The 20,200-nt window shown below is 67.7% G+C and carries 19 protein-coding genes; 14 read left to right on the top strand and 5 right to left on the bottom strand.

The features are described from left to right. Positions 1-133 precede the first annotated feature (133 nt). The 4 genes from ACOQPD_RS06620 (at position 134) to ligA (ending at position 5,746) form a co-directional block, all read left to right on the top strand. Positions 134-1,273: an Mrp/NBP35 family ATP-binding protein gene (locus tag ACOQPD_RS06620; protein WP_420614099.1), complete on the top strand. Its 1,140-nt coding sequence runs from the start codon at positions 134-136 to the stop codon at positions 1,271-1,273. An 81-nt stretch (positions 1,274-1,354) separates the two neighbouring features. Continuing rightward, positions 1,355-2,488, top strand: coding sequence for a cysteine desulfurase family protein (locus ACOQPD_RS06615; protein ID WP_420614098.1), 1,134 nt, complete (start codon positions 1,355-1,357; stop codon positions 2,486-2,488). Then, positions 2,485-3,537, top strand: a complete 1,053-nt coding sequence (mnmA, locus tag ACOQPD_RS06610) for a tRNA 2-thiouridine(34) synthase MnmA (RefSeq protein WP_420614097.1) — start codon at positions 2,485-2,487, stop codon at positions 3,535-3,537. The genes ACOQPD_RS06615 and mnmA overlap by 4 nt, the downstream gene beginning before the upstream one ends. Before the next feature lie 163 nt (positions 3,538-3,700). Then, positions 3,701-5,746: an NAD-dependent DNA ligase LigA gene (gene ligA / locus ACOQPD_RS06605; protein WP_420614096.1), complete on the top strand. Its 2,046-nt coding sequence runs from the start codon at positions 3,701-3,703 to the stop codon at positions 5,744-5,746. On the opposite strand, the gene ACOQPD_RS06600 is transcribed toward ligA, so the two are convergent. Next, positions 5,743-6,144 carry a hypothetical protein gene (locus tag ACOQPD_RS06600; protein WP_420614095.1) on the bottom strand — a complete coding sequence of 134 codons (402 nt, stop codon included), beginning with the start codon at positions 6,142-6,144 and terminating at the stop codon, positions 5,743-5,745. The genes ligA and ACOQPD_RS06600 overlap by 4 nt on opposite strands. A gap of 130 nt (positions 6,145-6,274) precedes the next feature. Between ACOQPD_RS06600 and ACOQPD_RS06595 the strand changes: the two genes are divergently transcribed. Genes ACOQPD_RS06595 through gatB form a run of 6 tightly spaced genes read left to right on the top strand, consistent with a single transcriptional unit; the run spans position 6,275 to position 12,191 of the window. Next, entirely contained in the window at positions 6,275-7,414 is a 1,140-nt protein-coding gene (locus ACOQPD_RS06595) for an aminotransferase class I/II-fold pyridoxal phosphate-dependent enzyme (protein ID WP_420614094.1), read from the top strand. Continuing rightward, the gene (gene dapE / locus ACOQPD_RS06590) at positions 7,411-8,472 is read left to right on the top strand and encodes a succinyl-diaminopimelate desuccinylase (protein WP_420614093.1); all 1,062 of its coding nucleotides are present in this window, start codon (positions 7,411-7,413) and stop codon (positions 8,470-8,472) included. Before ACOQPD_RS06595 ends, dapE begins: the two co-directional genes overlap by 4 nt. Then, entirely contained in the window at positions 8,472-8,912 is a 441-nt protein-coding gene (locus ACOQPD_RS06585; RefSeq protein ID WP_420614092.1) for a hypothetical protein, read from the top strand. Before dapE ends, ACOQPD_RS06585 begins: the two co-directional genes overlap by 1 nt. A 51-nt stretch (positions 8,913-8,963) precedes the next feature. Further along, positions 8,964-9,260: an Asp-tRNA(Asn)/Glu-tRNA(Gln) amidotransferase subunit GatC gene (gatC, locus tag ACOQPD_RS06580; RefSeq protein WP_420614091.1), complete on the top strand. Its 297-nt coding sequence runs from the start codon at positions 8,964-8,966 to the stop codon at positions 9,258-9,260. Position 9,261: 1 nt separating this feature from the next. Further along, positions 9,262-10,746 (top strand): Asp-tRNA(Asn)/Glu-tRNA(Gln) amidotransferase subunit GatA, encoded by a 1,485-nt coding sequence (gene gatA, locus ACOQPD_RS06575; RefSeq protein WP_420614090.1) that lies wholly within the window; start codon positions 9,262-9,264, stop codon positions 10,744-10,746. After that, the gene (gatB, locus tag ACOQPD_RS06570; protein WP_420614089.1) at positions 10,743-12,191 is read left to right on the top strand and encodes an Asp-tRNA(Asn)/Glu-tRNA(Gln) amidotransferase subunit GatB; all 1,449 of its coding nucleotides are present in this window, start codon (positions 10,743-10,745) and stop codon (positions 12,189-12,191) included. The genes gatA and gatB overlap by 4 nt, the downstream gene beginning before the upstream one ends. A gap of 78 nt (positions 12,192-12,269) precedes the next feature. Here the strand turns inward: gatB and ACOQPD_RS06565 are convergent, their stop codons facing one another. After that, complete coding sequence (locus ACOQPD_RS06565; protein WP_420614088.1) at positions 12,270-12,719, bottom strand: phosphatidylglycerophosphatase A; 450 nt, start codon at positions 12,717-12,719, stop codon at positions 12,270-12,272. A gap of 73 nt (positions 12,720-12,792) precedes the next feature. After that, positions 12,793-13,515, bottom strand: a complete 723-nt coding sequence (locus tag ACOQPD_RS06560; RefSeq protein WP_420614087.1) for a TerC family protein — start codon at positions 13,513-13,515, stop codon at positions 12,793-12,795. A 130-nt stretch (positions 13,516-13,645) separates the two neighbouring features. On the opposite strand from ACOQPD_RS06560, the gene ACOQPD_RS06555 reads away from it, so the two are divergent. The 4 genes from ACOQPD_RS06555 to gltX all read left to right on the top strand — a co-directional run bounded on the left by ACOQPD_RS06555 (position 13,646) and on the right by gltX (position 17,874). Further along, a complete protein-coding gene (locus ACOQPD_RS06555; protein WP_420614086.1) occupies positions 13,646-14,566 on the top strand; it encodes a branched-chain amino acid transaminase in 921 nt (306 codons plus the stop codon). Between the two features lie 171 nt (positions 14,567-14,737). Continuing rightward, positions 14,738-15,253 carry a hypothetical protein gene (locus ACOQPD_RS06550; protein ID WP_420614085.1) on the top strand — a complete coding sequence of 172 codons (516 nt, stop codon included), beginning with the start codon at positions 14,738-14,740 and terminating at the stop codon, positions 15,251-15,253. 396 nt (positions 15,254-15,649) lie between these two features. Then, a complete protein-coding gene (locus ACOQPD_RS06545) occupies positions 15,650-16,411 on the top strand; it encodes a fumarylacetoacetate hydrolase family protein (RefSeq protein WP_420614084.1) in 762 nt (253 codons plus the stop codon). Then, complete coding sequence (gene gltX, locus ACOQPD_RS06540; protein ID WP_420614083.1) at positions 16,408-17,874, top strand: glutamate--tRNA ligase; 1,467 nt, start codon at positions 16,408-16,410, stop codon at positions 17,872-17,874. The genes ACOQPD_RS06545 and gltX overlap by 4 nt, the downstream gene beginning before the upstream one ends. Positions 17,875-18,151: 277 nt before the next feature. Here gltX and ACOQPD_RS06535 read toward each other — a convergent pair whose 3' ends face one another. Further along, positions 18,152-19,408 carry an aminotransferase class V-fold PLP-dependent enzyme gene (locus ACOQPD_RS06535; RefSeq protein ID WP_420614082.1) on the bottom strand — a complete coding sequence of 419 codons (1,257 nt, stop codon included), beginning with the start codon at positions 19,406-19,408 and terminating at the stop codon, positions 18,152-18,154. 92 nt (positions 19,409-19,500) lie between these two features. Then, on the bottom strand, positions 19,501-19,905 hold the full coding sequence (locus tag ACOQPD_RS06530; protein WP_420614361.1) for a nitroreductase/quinone reductase family protein: 405 nt from the start codon (positions 19,903-19,905) through the stop codon (positions 19,501-19,503). Between the last annotated feature and the right edge of the window lie 295 nt (positions 19,906-20,200).

The raw sequence follows: 20,200 nt of genomic DNA, 5'->3' as shown, positions 1-20,200 counted from the left end.
ATTATACAGGGGACCGGATACAAGGGGTCGCCATCCAATCGTGAGATCGCGCACGGCGCCGTGGGATCGGGCGTGTCGACAACGACGTTATGGCCGATAAGGTGGGCGATCCGACGTACGTGTGGAGACGACCATGCCACAGACGCTCACCGAAGACCGGATCATGGAGGCCCTTCGAGGGGTGATGGACCCTGAACTCGGTTCGGATGTGGTCGATCTGGGGATGGTGCGCGAGGTCGTACTCGATGACGGCGTCGTGACCATCGGTCTGGCTCTGACTATCGCCGAGTGTCCCATGCGGGGTCAGATCGAGAACGACACCGTCCGCAGGATCGAGGCCATCCCCGGGGTGGAAAGGGCCGTGGTCAAGACCCGGGCCATGACCAGGAATCAGCGTTCGGAGCTGATGGAGGTGGCTCGCCGCCGCGCCCGGGAGAACGCTGCGCCCACCCGCGTCCCGCCCACCACCAGGACGATCGCGGTGGGGAGCGGCAAGGGCGGGGTCGGCAAGAGTTCGGTTTCGGTCAACCTGGCCCTGGCGCTCGGCCGGCTCGGATACCGGGTCGGGCTGCTCGACGCTGACATCTGGGGGTTCTCGATCCCGAGGATGCTGGGGGCCGATGCCCGGATCGAGGCCGACCCCGCTACCAGGCTCATGCAGCCGGTCGAGGCCTATGGCATCGAGGTGGTGTCCACGGGCCTGATCATCGAGTCCGAGGAGACGGCCCTCATGTGGCGGGGCTTGATGCTCTCCAAGGCACTGGAGCAGTTCCTGCAGCAGGTTGCCTGGGGCAAGCTCGACTACCTGGTCATCGATATGCCTCCCGGTACGGGCGACGTCCAGATGGCCCTGGCCCGCCTGCTTCCCCAGTCGGAGATGATCGTGGTGACCACCCCGTCCCGCACGGCCCAGAAGGTGGCTATCAGGGTGGCCGACATGGCCCGCCGCTCCGCCATGCCGGTGGTGGCGGTGGTCGAGAACATGTCCTACTTCGAAACTCCGGACGGACAGCGGTTCGAGCTGTTCGGTCGAGGCGGGGGAGAGGCGCTGGCGGACTCTCTGAACATCCCGCTCATCGGATCTATCCCGCTGGATCCGGCTCTTGGCTCCGGCGCCGACCGGGGCGAGCCGGTGGTGGTCACCCGACCCGATGGTCCCGCTGCCCGCGTCTTCACGGAGGTGGCCGGAAGGCTGGTCGAGCTGGTTCCCCCGGCCGAGGCCGAGACCTGCACGGGCCGGATCGCCAAGCTGATGGCGGCGCTCACCACGTAGGACGCTCGCCCACCCGGCTGGATTTCCGGCGAACCCGACGGAGATGCCCCGTTCGGCTCCGGTCGTGGCACAATTCCCACCATGCTCTACCTCGACCACGCCGCGTCCTCACCCCTACGACCCGAGGTGTGGGCCGCCATGGAACCCTTCCGTTACAACGTCTACGGCAATCCGTCGGGAAGTCATGGCATTTCCCGGAGAGCCAAGAACGCACTCGAGGATTCCCGCGACCTGGCCGCCGCGCTCATCAACGCCGATCCGGGGGAGATCGTGTTCACGGGAGGCGGATCGGAGGCCGACAACCTGGCCATCCAGGGCCGGGCATTCTCGGGCGGGCGCCGCGGCGCCATCATCACGTCTCCCACGGAGCACGACGCCGTCCTCGGGAGTGCCGAGCACTGCAGATCCTTCGGATCAGCGGTCACCCTTGCGAAAGTGACCGCGGAAGGCCTCGTCGACCCGGCCGAGGTTGCTTCCCATGTGGCCCCGGATACCGCGGTGGTCTCGATCATGATGGGCAACAACGAAACCGGCGTGCGGATGCCCGTCGAGGAGGTGGCGGCGGTTGTCAAGGACGCTCACCCCGGGGTCGTCGTCCACACCGATGCCGTCCAGGGATACGTGTCCGAACGGGTGGATGTCGACGCTCTGGGTGTCGAGCTGCTGTCTCTGGCAGCCCACAAGTTCGGGGGCCCCAAGGGCGTCGGCCTTCTCTACGTCCGGTCGCGGACTTCCCTCGCCCCTCTGGTCCACGGTGGCGGGCAGGAACTGGGCCGGCGCTCCGGCACCCACAACGTGATGGCCATCGCCGGGATGGCGGCGGCAATGGCCGCTCTCGAGGAGGAGCGGGCTGCCTTCCGGGCCCGGGTCAAGCGCGAACGCGACGCCTTCGAAACCACGTTGGCCGGGCTCATCCCCGACCTGGTTGTCACCGGTGCCGGCGCGCCCCGGATGGTCCAGACCAGCCACGTTCGCATTCCCGGCGTCCGCAACGAGATGCTGCTGGTCCGGCTCGACCGGGCCGGGCTGGCCGCGTCCGCGGCCTCCGCATGCCAATCGGGGGCGGCCACCGTTTCCCACGTACTCGAGGCGATGGGCATGAGTCCCGCTCTGGCCAGGGAGTGCCTCCGGTTCTCGTTCGGGTGGTCGACTGCGGAGGGTGAAGGCGCACGCGCGGCCCGCTTGGTCGCCGGCGAGGCAGGTGCCCTGCGATGAGAGCGTTGGTGGCCATGTCAGGCGGGGTCGACTCCTCTGTCGCCGCCGCCTTGATGAAGGAGCAGGGCTGGGAGGTCATGGGGGTGACCATGAAGCTCTGGCAGGGCCCGGACGGCGAGGCGCCCACCGCCGGATGCTGCACGGTCTCGGATGCCGAGGACGCGAGGCGGGTGGCCGCCCGGCTCGACATCCCCTACTACGTCTGGGACTACACCGAGGAGTTCATGTCCGGCGTGGTCGGGGGCTTCATCGACGATTACCTCACGGGACGCACTCCCAATCCGTGCGTGGAGTGCAATCGAACGGTCAAGTTCACGCGCCTCCTGGCTCATGCCGACGCTCTCGAATACGACCTGGTGGTGACCGGGCACTACGCCCGCATCACTTCCGAAGGCGGGCGCTACCGCCTGTGGCGGGGAGTCGATCCCGGCAAGGACCAGTCGTACGTGCTCTCGATGCTGGGGCAGGACCAGCTGGCCCGGCTCCGCTTCCCGGTGGGCGACCTGACGAAGGACCAGACCCGTCGGATGGCGACCCGCCTCGGGCTCCGCACCGCTCACAAGCCCGACAGCCAGGACATCTGCTTCGTCGGACAGGGAAACTACCGCGAGTTCCTCGCCGGACAGGGTGTGGCGCCGGCCCAGGGCCCGATCATCCATCAGGACGGCCGGTTGCTCGGGGTGCATCACGGCATCACCAACTTCACCATCGGCCAGCGCCGCGGCCTCGGTGTGGCCGTGGGCGAGCCCCTGTACGTGACCGACATCGATGCCGACTCCGGAATCGTGACCGTGGGTGATCGGTCCGACCTGGGGGTGGATGAGGCAACGGTAGAGAACATGAGTTGGGTGGACCGGCCGGTCACAGGCACCCTGCTGGCGCAGTACCGGGCCCACGGCCGGGCCGTTCCGGCCGAGGTTTCGCTGGATGACGAATTGACGACCGTCCGTTTCTCCGAGCCCCGGGAGGCGTTGGCGAGAGGGCAGACCCTGGCCCTCTACCGGAACGAAGAGGTGGTCGGCGGGGGAATTATCAGGACCACCGCCTGACCGGCGCAGGTCCACAGACCAACCAGCGGTCGCTCTGCGTTGCGGGCGGCGTGATCTGGACCACCAGCGGCGCCATGTCCCACCGCCGCCACCCAGAGCGACCGCGGGACCCGCGATAACAAACGAACGCGCATGGCGTGAACACGCCCTAGCCTCGGGCGGCATGAACGAGAGGGATCCGGCCATCCTGATCGCGGACCTGATCGCGGACATTCGCCACCACGATCACCGCTACTACGTGCTTGCCGATCCGGAGCTTCCCGATGCCGACTACGACGATCTGCGTCGGCAGTTGCTGGCGTTGGAAGAGGCTCATCCCGAGCTGGTCACGGCCGACTCTCCCAGCCGGCGCGTCGGGGCGCCGCCGTCGGAACTCTTCGCTCCGGTAACCCATCGCGAGCGCCTGTTCTCCCTCGACAACGCCGAGAGTCCTGCCGAGGTTGCGGAGTGGTTGGCCCGCGCCGAGCGCCACCTGGATCGGCCTGCGGGGAGCCTGGTATGCGAGTTGAAGATCGACGGCGTGGCGGTGTCGCTGACCTACGAGCATGGGCTTCTCACCCGGGCCGCCACCCGCGGGGACGGGGAGACCGGCGAGGACATCACGGCCAACGCCCGGACCATCGCATCCGTCCCCCTCCGGCTGCTGGGGGACCCTCCCGCCTACATGGAGGTGAGGGGAGAGGTGTACCTGCCGCTGGACGAGTTCGAGCGCCTGAACGTCCGCCAGGCCGCGGCGGATGACCGTTTGTATGCGAACGCCCGCAACGCCGCGGCCGGCTCGGTGCGTCAGAAGGATCCGGCGGTCACCGCTTCCCGGAACCTGGCCGTCTGGATCTACCAGCTGGGTTACCTAGAGGGCGGGCCGGCATTGGCCACCCATTTCGAGACTATGGAGTGGCTCCGCGGACTGGGGTTGCGGGTCCATCCGGGGACCGAGACCGTGCCCGATGTCGCGGCGGTAACCGCATACGTGGAGCGGGTCCGGGCCGAGCGCAACGACCTCCCGTACCAGACCGACGGGGTCGTCATCAAGGTGAACGGGCTGGCGGAACAAGCCGAGCTCGGCTCCACCGCCCGGGCGCCCCGCTGGGCGATCGCCTACAAGTTCCCTGCGGAGGAGCGGATTACCAGGCTGCTCGGCATCGAGATCAACATCGGACGTACCGGGGCGGCGACGCCGTTCGCAGTGCTGGAGCCGGTCTTCGTAGGAGGCGCCAACGTCGAGCGGGCCACGCTCCACAACGAGGACGAGGTTCATCGCAAGGACGTGAGGGTGGGGGACCAGGTGGTCGTCCGGCGAGCCGGTGACGTGATCCCCGAAGTGGTCGGCCCGGTGCCGTCACGCCGTACCGGCGCGGAGAAGAAGTGGTCGATGCCGTCCGACTGTCCTTTCTGCGAGGCGCCCATCGTCCGGCCCGAAGGCGAGAAGGTGGCCAGATGCACACGGGGCCTGGCGTGCCCGTCGCGGCTCCGGGAGTGGCTGTTCCACTTCACCGCCCGGGGCGGGATGGACATCGAGGGAATGGGTTACAAGACCATCGACCTACTGCTGTCGGAGGACCTGATCGCCGGACCGGCGGACATCTTCTTCCTGGGGCCCGATGCCCTACTGGGTTTCGAGGGCTGGGGCGAGATCTCGGTCAACAAATTGATGAAAGCCATCGAGTCCGCCCGGGACCGTCCGATCGGAAGGCTGCTGGTGAGCCTCGGCATCCGCCATGTGGGTGGGACGGTGGCTCGCCTGTTGGCTCGGGAGTTCGGGAGCATGGAGGCACTGCAGAAAGCAGATGAGGACAGTCTGGCCGCCATCGAGGGCGTAGGCCCGGTGATCGCCGAGTCGGTGGCCGACTGGTTCGAAGACGAGGACAACCAGAAGTTGGTGAGACGGTTGGGGGAGGGCAGGGTCCGGCTCTCCGATCCCGACTGGGGACCGGGTCCCGTGAAGACCCTCCAGGGCGAGCGGCTGGTGCTGACCGGCGGCCTGGAGTCGATGAGCCGGGACGCGGCCAGGATCGCAGTCGAGGAGCGAGGAGGCAGGCTGGTGTCATCGGTGTCGAAGAAGACGACCGCGCTGGTGGAAGGAGCGTCTCCGGGGTCGAAGCTGGCCAAGGCGAAGTCCTTGGGTGTCCGAGTGATCGATGAAGGCGAGTTCCTGACGGTGCTCGAGCACGGACTCAGCGCCCTCGACGAAGTCTCAACGCCCTCCTAGAAGACCCGGAACTCCCAGCTGTATCCGCCCTCGTCAGGAAGCCCGCTCAGCTTCCGCCAACTCACCAGGACGGTGTGCGGGCCGGGCGTCCACAGGATGGTCGAGGAACGGGTCGGCGCCCACGAGTGCACGCCGGTTCCCTCCACGAAACGCACTTCCGACTCGGGCACTCGGAACCCGTCGATGTAGATGTCCACCCGGTAGCCGACCGGAACGTCCACCTCGACGGGCGTCTGGAGCGGTACCTGGCTTCCGGGTTGAGGCGAGATCTTCTCGAGCACGCGCGGCAAGGGCTCCCGACCCGTGTCGGGTGACCCGAACACGAACCCGATCACGACCACCAGCCCCGCCGCCAGTCCGAGCAACAGGAAAACGGCGAGGTAGCGCCGATCGGTCACGTCCGGGTCTCCACGGCAGGGGATTCTATGGGGTGGCTCACCTGTGGGGTTCGCCGCGGCGATCAGCCCCGGGCAGGGCGACATGTGGGCCGGAAAGGGTTGTCATGGCCATTGACGCTACCCTGATCCCGTGCGTGTCAATCCGGTGCTGGACCAGATCGGCTCCCACGCCATTACGGCCATACAGGACCGGGCCCGCCACCTCCGCGAGGCCGGCAGGCCGCTGGTCGACTTCTCGATCGGCGATCCGCGCGAGCCGACCCCCGCCTTCATCCCGGAGGCCCTCAAGCGAGCGGTGCCGAGGGTGTCGCAGTACCCCACGGTCATGGGCTTGTCCGCCCTGCGCCGGGCCATCGCCGGCTACATAGGGCGGCGCTTCGGTGTGGAGGTTGATCCCGATACCCAGGTGCTGCCCACCACCGGCTCCAAGGAGTCGATCTTCTCCACGGCGCTTGCCTTCGTCGATCGTGAACGGGGCGACGGGGTGGTATGGCCCACTCCCGGCTATCCCATCTACGAGCGGGGGGCCCGCCTGGCCGGGGCGGTACCGCTCCCGGTCTGCCTGCCGGACGACTTCCTGTTCCGCGCCTCGGATGTCCCGGACCGATCCTGGGAGCAGGCGCGCATGCTGTGGCTTAACAGCCCCCACAATCCGGCCGGCGTGGTCACTCCGCTCGACGAGCTGGCTCGGTTCAGGGAACGGGCGCAGCGCCACGACGTGCTGTTGTGCTCCGACGAGTGCTACGTGGATCTCTATGACGGCGATCCGCCCGCCTCCCTTCTCACGGTAGGGGGCACGGAGGGGGTGCTCGTCTATCTGAGCCTCTCCAAGCGGAGCGGCATGACCGGCTACCGGAGCGGGGCGATCGTGGGGGACGAACGGGCTATCGCCGTCCTCAAATCCCTCCGGACCGGAACGGGCACGGCCCCTCCCGAGTTCACCCAGGCCGCCGCCATCGCCGCCTGGAATGACGACGCCCATGTCGAGCAACGCCGTAACCTGTTCCGGCGCAAGCGCGAGATCGTTTCCCAAGGGTTCGCGGCACTCGGCTACCCCACGATCGGCTCGGAGGCGGGCTTGTATATCTGGTTGAAGGTGAAGGATGACGTGGCTATGACCGAGCGGCTCCTGGAGCACGGCGTGGTGGTCTCACCTGGCCGCGTGTTCGGGCCCGGTGGCGAAGGACATGTCCGCCTGGCGCTGGTACCTAACCTGGACGAATGCGAGCAGGCGATCGACGTGGTCAGAACCTGCCTGGGTGAGGTATGACGCTGGTCGACACCCTGGCCTGGCTGGTTGACATCCCGTCGCCCACCGGGCATGAAGGTCGGCTATGCGACGCTCTCGCGGGCCGGTTGGGCTCGACCTATCCGAGGGAGCAGATCCGACGCATCGGCAAGAGCCTGGTGGTGGGCGCCGGCACCGGTCGCCCGCTCATCCTGCTGGTGGGCCACATCGACACCGTCCCCTCCCAGGGCCAGGGTCCCGCCCGGGTCGAGGGCGGACGGATGTCCGGGCTCGGAACGTCGGACATGAAGTCGGGCGTCGCGGTGATGGTCCACCTGCTCGAGGAGGAGGCGGTCCGGCAGGGCCCCTTCGATGTGGTCGGTGTGTTCTACGACGGCGAGGAGGGTCCCGACGCGGGTAACGGCCTCGAGCCGGTATTGCAGGAGATGTCATGGCTGTCGGGGGCGAAGTTCGCAGTGGTGCTCGAGCCTTCGGACCTCGAGCTGCAGCTCGGTTGCCAGGGCACTGCGAACGCCACCGTCCGTTTCGAGGGCAAGGCCGCCCACAGCGCCCGTCCCTGGCTGGGTGAGAACGCCATCACCAAAGCAGGCACATGGCTGGCCGGTCTCCACGAGCGGCAGCCGGAGGAGCACGTGGTGGCGGGGCTTTCCTTTTACGAGGTGTTCTCGGTGACCCAGGCCACAGCAGGGATTGCCCGCAATGTGATCCCCGGAAGCTTCGACCTCCACCTCAACTACCGTTTCCCGCCCGACATTACGCCCGAAGTAGCACAAGAGCGGCTCTCCGAGGTCGCCGGCCCCGCCGATGTGATGGAGATTCACGAGATCGTTCTCGGCGCCCCGATCCCGGAAGGCAATCCGCACCTCGATCGGCTGATGCGAGCCACCGATGCTCTAATCACTCCCAAGCAGGCATGGACCGATGTGGCCCGGCTGTCGCGCTACGGGATCCCGGCGGTCAATTACGGGCCGGGTGAGGTCGCCCAGTGCCACCAGGCCACCGAGAGCGTACCGATCGCCAACCTGGATCCGGCGTACGAGGCCCTGCTCGGCTTCCTGACCGAGGCGCCCGCCGCCTGATGGATTGCCCGGCTCTATACCGGCACTCCCAGGCCAGCCCACCGGCAGTCTGGTTGGTGGCGTGCTGCTGGTGGATTCCGGTCGCTCTGCTCTCGGCGGGGCACGATCCCGAAGCAGCTCCGTACGTGCTCGGGATTCTTGTCGCCGCCACCGTGGTCTACGTGAGTTTCCTCCGGCTGACCGTGATTGTCACCCATGCCGAGATCCGTCTGGCCTACACCTTCGGCTGGCCTCGCCGACGGATCGACCGAGGCCGGGTCATCTCGGCCGTTCCGCACCGGATTCCCTGGTGGTACGGATGGGGTATCAGGTGGACCCCCAAGGGCTGGATGTGGAACGCCTGGGGACGGAACGCCGTGCTGCTCACCCTTACCGACAGGGAGTTCCTGATCGGCACCGACGATGCTGGCGGGCTGGCCGCGGCTCTGGCGCTCCACTAGCAGTAGACTCGCCGCTCAGACCACCATCCGGCGCCGGTTAACCTCCCGTCCGTGGCCGTAGAGATCAACATTTCCCATGTGGCGCGCCTGGCGCGTCTCGAACTGTCGGATGAGGAACTGGATACCTACGGGCGCCAGTGCCGGGAACTGCTCGAGCATGTGGCTCGCATCCGGGCTGTCGATACCGAGGGCGTGGAGCCCACCTCCCATCCCTTCCCGATGACCAACCGCTTCCGCGAGGATCGAGTCACCCCCGAGACCGTGCTGGGCCACGAGGAGGTGCTGGCCCAGGCCCCGGACACCGAAGGCCCTTACTTCCGGGTGCCGCCGGCCATCGAGGAGGCCTGAGGTGGCCTTCACCACGATTGCGGGGGCAGCCCGCGCCCTCCGGGACGGGCGGGTCACCTCGGTCGGGCTGGCCGAACAGATCCTGGGGCGCACGTCGATGGTCGAGGCCCAACTCCACGCCTACCTGACCCTCGATTCGGACGGCTTGATGGAGGCCGCCGCCCGCGCCGACGAGGACCTGGCGGCGGGTAAGGATCGCGGCCCGCTCCACGGTATCCCGGTCGCGGTCAAGGACAACATGACCACCCGGCACATGGAGACCACCGCCGGCTCGAGGATCCTGTCCGGCTACGTCCCGCCGTACGATGCCACGGCCGTCCGGCGCCTTCGGGAGGCCGGCGCGCTGATCGCGGGCAAGACGAACCTCGACGAGTTCGCCATGGGGTCCTCCACGGAGAACTCCGCCTTCGGGCCCACCCGCAACCCCTGGAACACCGACCGGGTTCCGGGCGGTTCGTCGGGGGGGAGCGCGGCGGCGGTCGCCGCCGGGATGGCCCTGGGCGGCCTAGGCTCCGATACGGGTGGTTCGATCCGCCAACCCGCCTCGCTGTGCGGAGTGGTCGGGGCCAAGCCCACCTACGGAGCGGTCAGCCGCTACGGGCTGATCGCCTTCGCTTCCTCGCTGGACCAGATCGGCCCCATTGCCCACCGCGTCGAGGACGCCGCGCTCCTGCTCGATGCCGTCTGCGGCCATGATCCCCTCGACTCCACCTCGTATCCCGGCCGGATCGAGGCCTCCGGGACCCGGTTGGATAGAGGCCTGGACGGGATCCGCGTGGGTGTGGCCCGCCGGTTGGGCGGCGCCGAGGGGGTGGAGCCCGACGTGGAGGCGGCCTTCGACCGCACGCTGGCGGCCATGGAAGCAGCCGGCGCCGTCACCCTGGAGGTCGATCTTCCTTCCACAGAGCAGGGCCTTTCCGCTTACTACCTGATCGCTCCCGCCGAGTGCTCCGCCAACCTGGCCCGCTTCGACGGGGTCCGCTACGGGCTGCGAGTCGACGGATCCACGACCGAGCAGATGATGTCCCGCTCCCGCGCCGACGGGTTCGGCGCCGAGGTCACCCGCCGGGTCCTGCTGGGCACGTTCGCCCTCTCGGCCGGTTATCACGAGGCGTTCTACGGCCAGGCCCAGAAGGTGCGCACCCTGATCCGCGAGGACTTCGCCCGCGCCTACCGCCGGTGCGACGTGCTGGTCTCGCCCACCAGCGCCACCACCGCCTTCCCGCTGGGCGACCGGACCGAGGATCCGCTGTCGATGTACGTGAGCGATGTCTTCACCATCCCGTCCAATCTGGCCGGGCATCCGGCCATCAGCGTCCCGGTCGGCTTGGACCGCCACGATCTTCCCATCGGTTTCCAGGTGATGGCCCCCGCCCTGGAGGAGGCCGTCATGTTCCAGGTGGCCGCCGCCGTGGAGTCTCTGGCCGGCTTCGACACGACCGTTCCGTTCGACCACGCATACGGATTGAAAGGCGGGGTTCGATGACCTGGGAAGCGGTGATCGGCCTGGAGACCCATGTGGAGCTGTCCACGGAATCGAAGATGTTCTGCGGCTGTCCGGCCCGGTTCGACGCCGAGCCCAACACCAACACATGCCCGGTCTGTCTGGGATTGCCGGGTGCGCTGCCGGTGCCCAACCGGGAGGCGATCAACCGGATCATGCAGATCGGTCTGGCGCTGAACTGTTCGGTGACCCGTCGGCCGGTGTTCCATCGCAAGAACTATTTCTACGCCGACCTGCCCAAGAACTACCAGATCTCCCAGTTCGACCTGCCGGTCTGCGTGGACGGCCACCTCGAGGTGGGCGGGGACCATCCCGCAAGGATCAGGATCGAGCGGGTCCACCAGGAGGAGGACACCGGCAAGAGCACCCACCGGGGCGGCGACGGGAGGATCAGCGCGGCCGAGTACTCCTTGCTCGACTTCAACCGTTCCGGCGTACCGCTGGTCGAGATCGTGACCCGCCCGGACATCCGGTCCGCCGTCCAGGCTCGGGCCTACGCGCAGGAGCTCCGGCTGCTGGTGGAGGCCCTGGGGGTGTCGGACGCCCGGCTTGAGGAGGGGTCGATCCGCTTCGACGCCAACGTGTCGGTGCGTCCCGGGCCCGAGTCGCCCCTCGGCACCAAGGTGGAGATCAAGAACATGAACTCGTTCCGGTCGCTGGAGCGGGCCGTCTCGTACGAGATCGAACGCCAGACCGCTCGCCTCTCGCTCGGGCAGAGGATCGTGATGGAGACCCGCCACTGGGATGAGGAGGCCGGCGTCACCAGGGGTGGGCGGATCAAGGAAGGCAGCTCGGACTACCGCTACTTCCCCGATCCCGACCTGGTACCGATGGAGCTCGACCATGAGTGGGAGACCAGGATGGCGTCCCTTTTGCCGGAGCTGCCCGGCGTCCGGAGGGCACGGTACGTGGAGATGGGCATCGATGCGGCCCAGGCGGCCGTGCTGGTGGGAGCGGAGGCCGGTCTGTCGCAGTTGTTCGAGGATGCCACAGAAGCCGGGGCCGACCCCGCTCAGGCCGCCAACTGGGCGACCGGTGAGGTCGTGGCGTCTCTTCGCAAGGCCGCCATCCAGTCGGTGGGGGAGTCGTCGCTGACCGGAGCGTCGCTGGCCGAGTTGCTGGGCATGATCCGGCAGGGGTCGGTTTCCGGGTCGGCCGCCCGGGAGGTGCTGGCAGGAGTGATCGCGGGGGAGGGTCCTCCTGCCGAGGTGGCCGCGACCCGTGACCTTTTGCAGATTTCCGACACCGGCCTGCTGGAGTCGGTGGTCGACGAGCTGGTCGCGGCGAATCCTGATGAGTTCGCCCGCCTCAAGGACGGCGAACGCAAGCTGGTCGGCTTCTTCGTGGGCCAGGTGATGCGCCACACCCGGGGGAAGGCCGATCCGAAGCTGGCCGGGAGCCTCATCACTGAACGAGCCGGGCTCTGACCGCTGCCGCCTCAGGGAGCGTTCTGGATGCGGCCGGACCGGGCTACTCCCGCCTTGCGGTGAGCATGCTCCCGGCCGTCAACCCGTAAGACCCTGAACGATCCAGGCTGCGCCGAGACCCCACAGACCCGCCAGTACATCGTCCGCAGTGATCCCGACTCCGCCCGGCAGGGTCTCAGCCCTCCGTACGAGCGGGAACCGCTTGGTGATGTCGGCGATCCGGAACACCACGAAGCCGACGAGAGCCGGCCCGAGCGACACCCCGATGGTGGCGATGAACGTCCCGGCCGCCTCGTCCACCACGACCCACGCCGGATCCCCCTCATCTGCGAAGTGCCCGCTCGCCCAGACCGAGAGCCCGCCGACCAGCACCGCTGCCGCGAGCTGGGCCGCCCATCCCGCCCGGGCGAGCAAGAGTGCGGGCACCAGCGCGGCCAAGGCGCCCACCGTTCCGGCGCCGTCATCGGAGCCCCGGAGCCGGCGCGGGATGAACCCGCACCCGAACCATGAGGCGACGACCCTCGCCAACACCAACCCGCCCATGGACGGCAGGGTAGCGATGGGTACTCCTTGTCCGGCCGGGACGGCCCTATGGCGGATGTCAGGAGCCGGCCGGCTGGTTGCGCCGCATCCGCATGTTCAGCAACTCGACCAGTACGGCGAATCCCATGGCCGAGTAGATGTAGCCCTTGGGGAGATGGGCGCCGCCGCCCTCGGCGACGAGGGAGACTCCGATCAGCAGGAGGAAGGACAGCGCCAGCATCCGGATGGTCGGGTGCTCGTTGACGATACGCATGACCGGCCTCGACATCCACATCATCACCCCGACCGCGATGAGCACGGCCGCGACCATGACACTGATCCGGTCGGCCATACCGACGGCGGTTATCACCGAGTCCAGGCTGAAGACGACGTCCAGCAGCGCGATCTGGGTCAGCACGCCCGCGAAGGTGGCGGCGGTCCGTTTGACCCTGTCGTCGTGGCGCGTTCCCGGATAGAGCTGCTCGTGTATCTCGATCACGGCCTTAGCCAGCAGGAACAGGCCCCCGCCCAGGAGGATCAGATCCCTCCCGGAGACGGTGTGGTTCAGGATGGAGAACAGCGGGGCGGTGAGACCTATGACCCAGGTGATGGCGAACAGGAGCAGTATCCGCATGATGGCGGCCATGGCGAGCCCGACCTTCCACACCCGGTCCCGGGCCTCGCGAGGCAGCTTGTTGGCCATCAGGGAGATGAACACCAGGTTGTCCACGCCGAGCACGATCTCGAGGGCCGTAAGGGCCACGAGGGATGCCCAGATATCGGGCGACAGCAGGCTACTCACGAACGCAAATCATCAGGATCAGCTAGGAGGATACCGCGTCGAGCAGCCTTCGGGCCTGGACCGATGCGGCGCCGGCCGCCCCGGGGCAATCGGAGCCGGTCCGGGTTCCTCGGCCTGCGGGGGTTCTATGATGGTGGTCATGGATACGGCTAGATACATATGGATGGACGGTCGGGTTGTTGACTTCGAAGACGCCACCGTTCACGTACTGACCCACGCACTGCATTACGGCACGGGTGTCTTCGAGGGTATCCGGGCCTACGAAGCTGTCGGTGGTACGGCCGGATTCCGCCTCACCGACCACATGAAGCGCCTGGCCCGGTCCGCCAAGTCGTACAGCATCGATCCCGGGTACTCGGTGGACGAGATGGTCGAGGCGGCCAAGGAGGTAGTCCGGGCCAACGAGTTCTCATCGGCCTACATCCGGCCGATCGTCTTCCTCGGCCTCGGCGCTCTCGGTCTGGATCCCCGCAACGCCAAGGTTCAGATGGCGATCATCACCTGGCAATGGGGCGCCTACCTCGGCGAGGAGGGTGTCCGCAACGGCATCCGGGTGAAGGTCTCCTCGTGGCGTCGTTTCTCCCATGACGCCTTCCCGAACGCCAAGGCGACCGGGACCTACATCAACTCGATCCTCGCCAAGCGGGAGGCGGTGACAGACGGCTACGACGAGGCCTTGATGCTCAATTCGGAGGGTTCCATCTCCGAGGGCTCGGGCGAGAACCTGTTCGTGATCCGTGACGACGTCATCTACACGCCGCCGCTCTCGGCCGGATGCCTCGACGGCATCACCCGCAACTCGGTGATGACGCTGCTCCGGGACGACGGGTACGAGGTGGTGGAGAAGGTGATCCACCGCTCCGACCTCTACTACTGCGACGAGCTGTTCATGACCGGGACCGCGGCCGAGGTGACACCGGTCCGGGAGGTCGACAACCGCCCGGTGGGTTCGGGCCGCCCCGGCCCGGTGACCAGGCGGGCGCAGGAGATCTACGCCGACGCCTACACCGGGAAGCTGGATGAATACACCGATTGGCTCGACTACATCTAGTGGTCTGCCTGCGAAACAACTTGGCGTGCTCTGCTTGCCTTCGGCGCCCGTCGCTGCGTTCCGCTTCCTTGACGTGCCACTGCGGGTACGCCTTCGTCAGCGGGCCTTGCGAGGAACACCGCTGCCGACGCCATACCACACCGCCATTCCACAGACAGACCACCAGTCCTGATGGGTAGACAACCGAACATCCGCCTGCGCGCTGCCGAGCGTCCTGTCGAAGACCTCGACCGGGCCCCGGAGCGGCGCTGGACCCCGACCCGTCCCGGTGAGATCACCTCTCCAGCCGACACTCCCTCCGGGGGTTCGTTCGGCCGGCCGGGTCCCGACACCGGCTGGGGACTGCAGATGATCAGGGCGGCTTCGTTCGACCGGGGCCGGAGGCCCAGAGACCTGGAGAGCCTGCTTTCCGCACTGGTGGGCGCTCGAGCATCCCGGGCCCGCCGGGGACCCACCCGCCATGACGTGGAGGTGGCGCTGTCTCTGGTGGGGTTACACGATGACTATGCCCGGACCGGCGGCGTCCCGGCAGGACTTGCCGAGGTGAGGGAGCGCTGGCTGGACGAGTTGGTTCACGATCCCTGGCCGGGCCGCTCCGCGCTCGGGTCTGTCCCGGCCGACCTGCTCATGGACGAGCCCGACCGTGTTCGAGCCCGTCTCCAGGCAGATCCGTCCCTGGTCGGCTGACCGGCCGGACGAGGATGTCAAGTTGATCTCGCTGTCCCGAGCCGGCCGGCCGGTGCCACGAAGGACGCCCGCCCGGCCTGTCCCGATCCCTCCCCCGGCCCTCCTACCAGGACGATCGAAAAACGGCGCCGCCTGCGGCGGCCCCGCAGGGCCCTCCCCCACCGCCACCTTTCCTGGGATGAGAGCGCGCTCCGCCGGGCCGGGCCGCGGGACCCGCTCTCGATGTTTGATAACCCCTCGGGCGGCCGGGCCGACGTCTGGGCTCGGAGCCGCCGGGTATTTGGTGATCCCCAGCATGGTGCCGCCGTGTGACAGATCCGGTCCCAACCCCGCGAGAGCGCGAAAAAACGCCAGCAGGAGGCTTCGCCTGCAGCAAGTGCCGGGAAGGGTGGTCCGGTGAAGATCGTCCGCATGCAGACCTCCGAGGGCATCCGTTACGGAGCTGCCGAGCCGGAAGGGATCCGCATCCACGACGGGACCCCGTTCGTGGCCTGGCAACCCACCGAGGTGGTGGTCGAGTTCCGCCAGGCCCGGCTCCTGTCGCCGGTTTTCCCGACCAAGGTGGTCGGCGTCACCGGCAACTACGCCTCCGGCCCGGACGAGGAGGGCGGCGTGCTGGCGGATCGGCCGAGCCTGTTTATCAAGCCCTCGACGTCGGTCATCGGCCCGGGCCAGGCGATCGTGCTGCCCGCCCTCTCCGGCGACGTCCACCACGGCGCAGCTCTGGCGGTGGTGATCGGCAAGGTCGCCCGCAAGGTGGCGGTCGAGGATGCCTCCTCGGTGGTGCTTGGCTACACCGCCGGTAACGACATCACGGCACAGGATCTTCTCCTGGAGGAGCGTCAGCCCGCTCGGGCCAAGAGCTTCGACTCCTTCTGCCCGCTCGGGCCGGCCATCGAGACCGAATACGATCCGTTGGAGGACTTCTCCCTTGAATGCAGCGTGAACGGCGTGCTGAGGCAGGGAACATCTGTCAACGACATGATCTTCGGGGTGGCGGAGTTGATCTCATTCGTGACCTATGTGATGACCCTCCTACCCGGCGACGTGATCCTCACCGGTACCCCTTCGGGCGCGGGACCCGTCCGGAGCGGCGATGTCGTGGAGGTGTCGCTCGAGGGAGTGGGCGCCCTCACCAATCCGGTGGTGTCCGAATGAGCGGTCACGGCCGGGTCCGGGTCCGCATCGCCCCGTCGCCGACCGGTTACCTCCATGTCGGCAACGTGCGGGCGGCGCTGTTCAACTGGCTGTACGCCCGCCGCCACGGCGGCGTCTTCATCATCCGCATCGACGACACCGACCGGGCCCGCTCCGACGACCATTACATCGAGGACATCGTCTCCGGGTTCCGCTGGCTGGGCCTGGATTGGGACGAGGGTGTGGAGGTGGGAGGGCCATACGGCACCTATCGCCAGTCCGACCGATTCGATCACTACCGGGAGGCGGCGGACCGTTTGATCGACATGGGATGCGCCTACCACGACTTCCGCTCGGTTGAGGAGTTGGAGGAGTTGCGGGCCCGGGCCCGCGCCGAGAAGAAGGCACCCGGCCACTACGTGCGGCGGCCTCCCGGCAGCGACCCGGACACGGCCCGCCGCCTCGAGGCCGGGGAGCGGGCGGTGGTCCGATTCTCGAATCCGGGCCGGGCGGTGGGGTTCACGGACGTGGTCCGGGGCGAGGTGCGGTTCGAGGCGGACGCCATCGACGACTTCGTGATCCTGCGCTCCGACGGCTCCCCGACCTATCACCTGGCGTCCACCATCGACGACATCGACTACGGGATCACGCATGTGGCCAGGGGGGAGGACCTGCTTTCCTCGACCCCCAAGCACATCCTGATCACCGAGGCGCTCAGCGGCGAGCGGCCCGTCTATGCCCACCTCCCGCTTCTCTTCGGCCCTGACGGGCGGAAGCTGTCGAAGCGGCACGGCGACACATCGCTGCGCGCCTACCGGGAGGGTGGATACCTACCGGAGGCGGTGTTCAATTACATGGGCCTGCTGGGCTGGTCGCTCGATCCCGACAACGAGGTCTTCGGCCGGGAGGAGGCGATCGCCGCCTTCGATCTGGCGGATGTCCAGAAGAGCCCGGCCGTGTTCGATCCCGACAAGCTGGGTTGGATGAACGGCGTGTACATGCGGTCGATGGCCTCCGGGCGCTTCGCCGATCTGGCGGTCTCTTCGGTCGAGGAGGACCTGGGGCGCGACCTCGACGATGATGAACGGAGCCGCCTGGCCGGACTGGCGCCCCTCATCCAGGAGCGGGCCAAGCTGACCGCCGATATCGGTCCGGCGGCGCGCTTCCTGTTCTCGGACGTCACCTACGAGGAGAAGGCTTGGCGAAAGGTGATGAAGTCCGATGCCCCGCGAGCACTGGGTGCCGCCCGGACGATGCTCGAAGGCGTCGGGGAGTGGACCGCCGGCAACATCGAGCAGGCCTTGAGGGACATGCTGGCCGCCGAGGGCCTCAACCCCCGCAAGGGTTGGCAGCCGATCAGGGTTGCGATCACCGGCTCCAACATCTCACCACCCCTGTTCGAGAGCCTGGAGGCCCTCCCCAGGGAGGTGGTCCTCGCCCGGATCACCGCAGCCATCGACCGTCTGTCCTCTGCGAACGGTTGACCTACGACGTCCCCGTAGCGAAGCTGCAGGCGGAAGACTGTAAGAAACGCAGAGGCTCGCCACCAAGGGCGAGCCTCGCACCCAGCCACCGAAGCGAACTGGGGGGATTACTAGGACAGAGGATACCGCTCACGACACATGTCGGGAACGTTCTCCAAGCAGTTGCGCCGCGGAATTCTTCGCCATTGCCAGCTCCCTCCGGAGCCCCACGACGATGCGGGAAGAGCGATCCGGAAACCTACTACTTGGTAGTGCCCGGGTGATCGATGTCCGTCGGTCAGCCGAGAGCGAGGTCGAGGGCGTCAATCAGCCGCTCGATCTCGTCGTCTGTGGTGTAGTGGATGAAGGACATCCGCAGCACGCCGGGCTTCGTCGGTATCCGCATCTCGTCCAGGAGGCGAGGGGCGTAGAAGTCCCCCACGCCGACCATCATCCGGCTCCGGACCAGGGACTCGGCGACATCCGCCACCGGGCGTCGCAACGGGACGATCGACACGGTGGGCGCCCGCCGGGTGGCGTCGGTCGGGCCGGCCACCCGGACGTCGTCCCGCCCGGCCAGGTAACGCAGCAGCCGGTCCGCCAGCCTCGTCTCGTGGGCCCGGAACATGTCATGCACCGCCCGACCTCGCTCCACCGGAGTCGCAGAGGGTCCTCCATGGTGCGCATACAGGTCGTCCAGGTAGTCGATCACCCCCGCGCACGCCGCCACCTGGGCATGGTCCTGACCGGCGGGCACCAGCTTGTATCGGGGCTGTTCGGCCACGAAGTAGTGACCCTCGTTCCCGAGCCGGGCCGCCAGGTCGCGGCGGATGTACATCACCCCCTGGTGCGGGCCCCAGGTCTTGTAGGCGGAGAAGAGGTAGACGTCGACTCCGAGTGACCCGAGGTCGGGTAGGCCGTGGGGCGCGTAGGACACTCCGTCGACCACCACGCGGGCCCCGACCTCCGCGGCCCGGCGCACCACCTCGGCGACCGGGTTGATGGCGGCCACCACGTTCGAGGCGTGGGGGAAGGCGACCAGCCTGGTGCGTTCGGTCATCAATCGGTCCAGGTCGGCCAGGTCCAGGGTTCCCTTCTCGGGATCCACCCGCCACTCCCTGACGACGATCCCCGTGTCCTCCAACCGCCTCCACACCCCGGCGTTGGCCTCGTGGTCCTGCGTGGATGCGACGATCTCGTCCCCGTCGCGCCACATGGACCGGAACGCCCGGGCAAGGACGTAGGTGTTCTGCGAGGTGGACGGCCCGAAGTGGATCTCGTCCACACCCACGCCCATCCACGCCGCCATCCGCCGGTAGGAGTGCTCCATCGCCTCGGTGGCCGCCTGGGAGAGTGGGAACGGATGGTCGGGCTGGACCTTGGTGCGCAGGTAGAAGCCGGTCAGCCGGTCGATCACCTGGCGGCAGACGTAGGAGCCGCCGGCGTTCTCGAAGTGCGCCCAATCCCTCAGGTCGGGGTCGGCGAAGGCCGGAAACCGGCTACGGGCATACGCCGTGTCGAGCGGTCCGAGGGATGCTCCCGCCTGCGTGCTCACCCGAAGGAGTCTGCCAGATCCGAGCGCTCGGTACCGGTGGCCATGAGGTGGATGATGCTCCAGGTCAGCCGGGCTACGAGTCCCCTCCGGTCTTAGACCCTCTCCAGCACGATGACCGGGATGACCCGAGCTGTCTTGGCCTCGTACTCGGCGAACTGTGGATAGTCCCGCTTCTGCCGCGTCCAGATCCGGTCCCGCTCCGCTCCCGCGGTCACCCGGGCGCGGACCCGTACCGTGCCGGTGCCGACCTCCACGTCGGTTCCGGGATTGGCCACCACGTTGTGATACCAATCGGGGTTGGTGTCCGCCCCGGCCTTGGAGGCGAAGACAGCGTAGCCATCGGCCAAGTCCTGGTACGTGAGCGGTGTCACCCTCCGGGTCCCCGTGCGGGCGCCCGTGTGGTGAAGGAGTAGCAGGGGCTGCCCTTCGAACATGCCACCCACCCGACCATCGTTGGCGCGGAACTCCTCGATGATCGCCGCGTTCCAGTCGTTCACGTCCCTGTTCCAGTCGCTCATCCGGCGCTCCCGATCCTCGTCCTGCTCCACGGCTTGTCTAACCCGCGCGATGATGCCATGGTCCCGCGACAACGCGAAGCCGGGCCTGCGGTCTTCCTAGCAATCATGGGCGGATTGGCCGCCAAGAAATCCTCGCCATGCTTAGGAACCGTTCTGATCTCGGCAGGAGCGTTAACAGCGGCCATTGGTTGTGCCGGAACGCCTGAGACGCACGCGTTCGGGGTTAGGGTAAGCGGAACCGTGTGGACGGCCCCATAAGCGGATTACGGGGAGG

It is taken from the genome of Candidatus Spongiisocius sp., from assembly GCF_965221825.1.
In the GTDB taxonomy this organism is placed as follows: domain Bacteria; phylum Actinomycetota; class Acidimicrobiia; order Spongiisociales; family Spongiisociaceae; genus Spongiisocius.
The sequence above is the reverse complement of the archived record's forward strand: the minus strand, read 5'-3'. Positions and strand labels throughout refer to the sequence as shown.

Bases quoted from the DNA above. Each gene is read 5' to 3' on its own strand.
- ACOQPD_RS06620 (WP_420614099.1), top strand. From the start codon at position 134: ATGCCACAGACGCTCACCGAAGACCGGATCATGGAGGCCCTTCGAGGG.
- ACOQPD_RS06615 (WP_420614098.1), top strand. From the start codon at position 1,355: ATGCTCTACCTCGACCACGCCGCGTCCTCACCCCTACGACCCGAGGTG.
- mnmA (WP_420614097.1), top strand. From the start codon at position 2,485: ATGAGAGCGTTGGTGGCCATGTCAGGCGGGGTCGACTCCTCTGTCGCC.
- ligA (WP_420614096.1), top strand. From the start codon at position 3,701: ATGAACGAGAGGGATCCGGCCATCCTGATCGCGGACCTGATCGCGGAC.
- dapE (WP_420614093.1), top strand. From the start codon at position 7,411: ATGACGCTGGTCGACACCCTGGCCTGGCTGGTTGACATCCCGTCGCCC.
- ACOQPD_RS06585 (WP_420614092.1), top strand. From the start codon at position 8,472: ATGGATTGCCCGGCTCTATACCGGCACTCCCAGGCCAGCCCACCGGCA.
- gatB (WP_420614089.1), top strand. From the start codon at position 10,743: ATGACCTGGGAAGCGGTGATCGGCCTGGAGACCCATGTGGAGCTGTCC.
- ACOQPD_RS06555 (WP_420614086.1), top strand. From the start codon at position 13,646: ATGGTGGTCATGGATACGGCTAGATACATATGGATGGACGGTCGGGTT.
- ACOQPD_RS06550 (WP_420614085.1), top strand. From the start codon at position 14,738: ATGGGTAGACAACCGAACATCCGCCTGCGCGCTGCCGAGCGTCCTGTC.
- gltX (WP_420614083.1), top strand. From the start codon at position 16,408: ATGAGCGGTCACGGCCGGGTCCGGGTCCGCATCGCCCCGTCGCCGACC.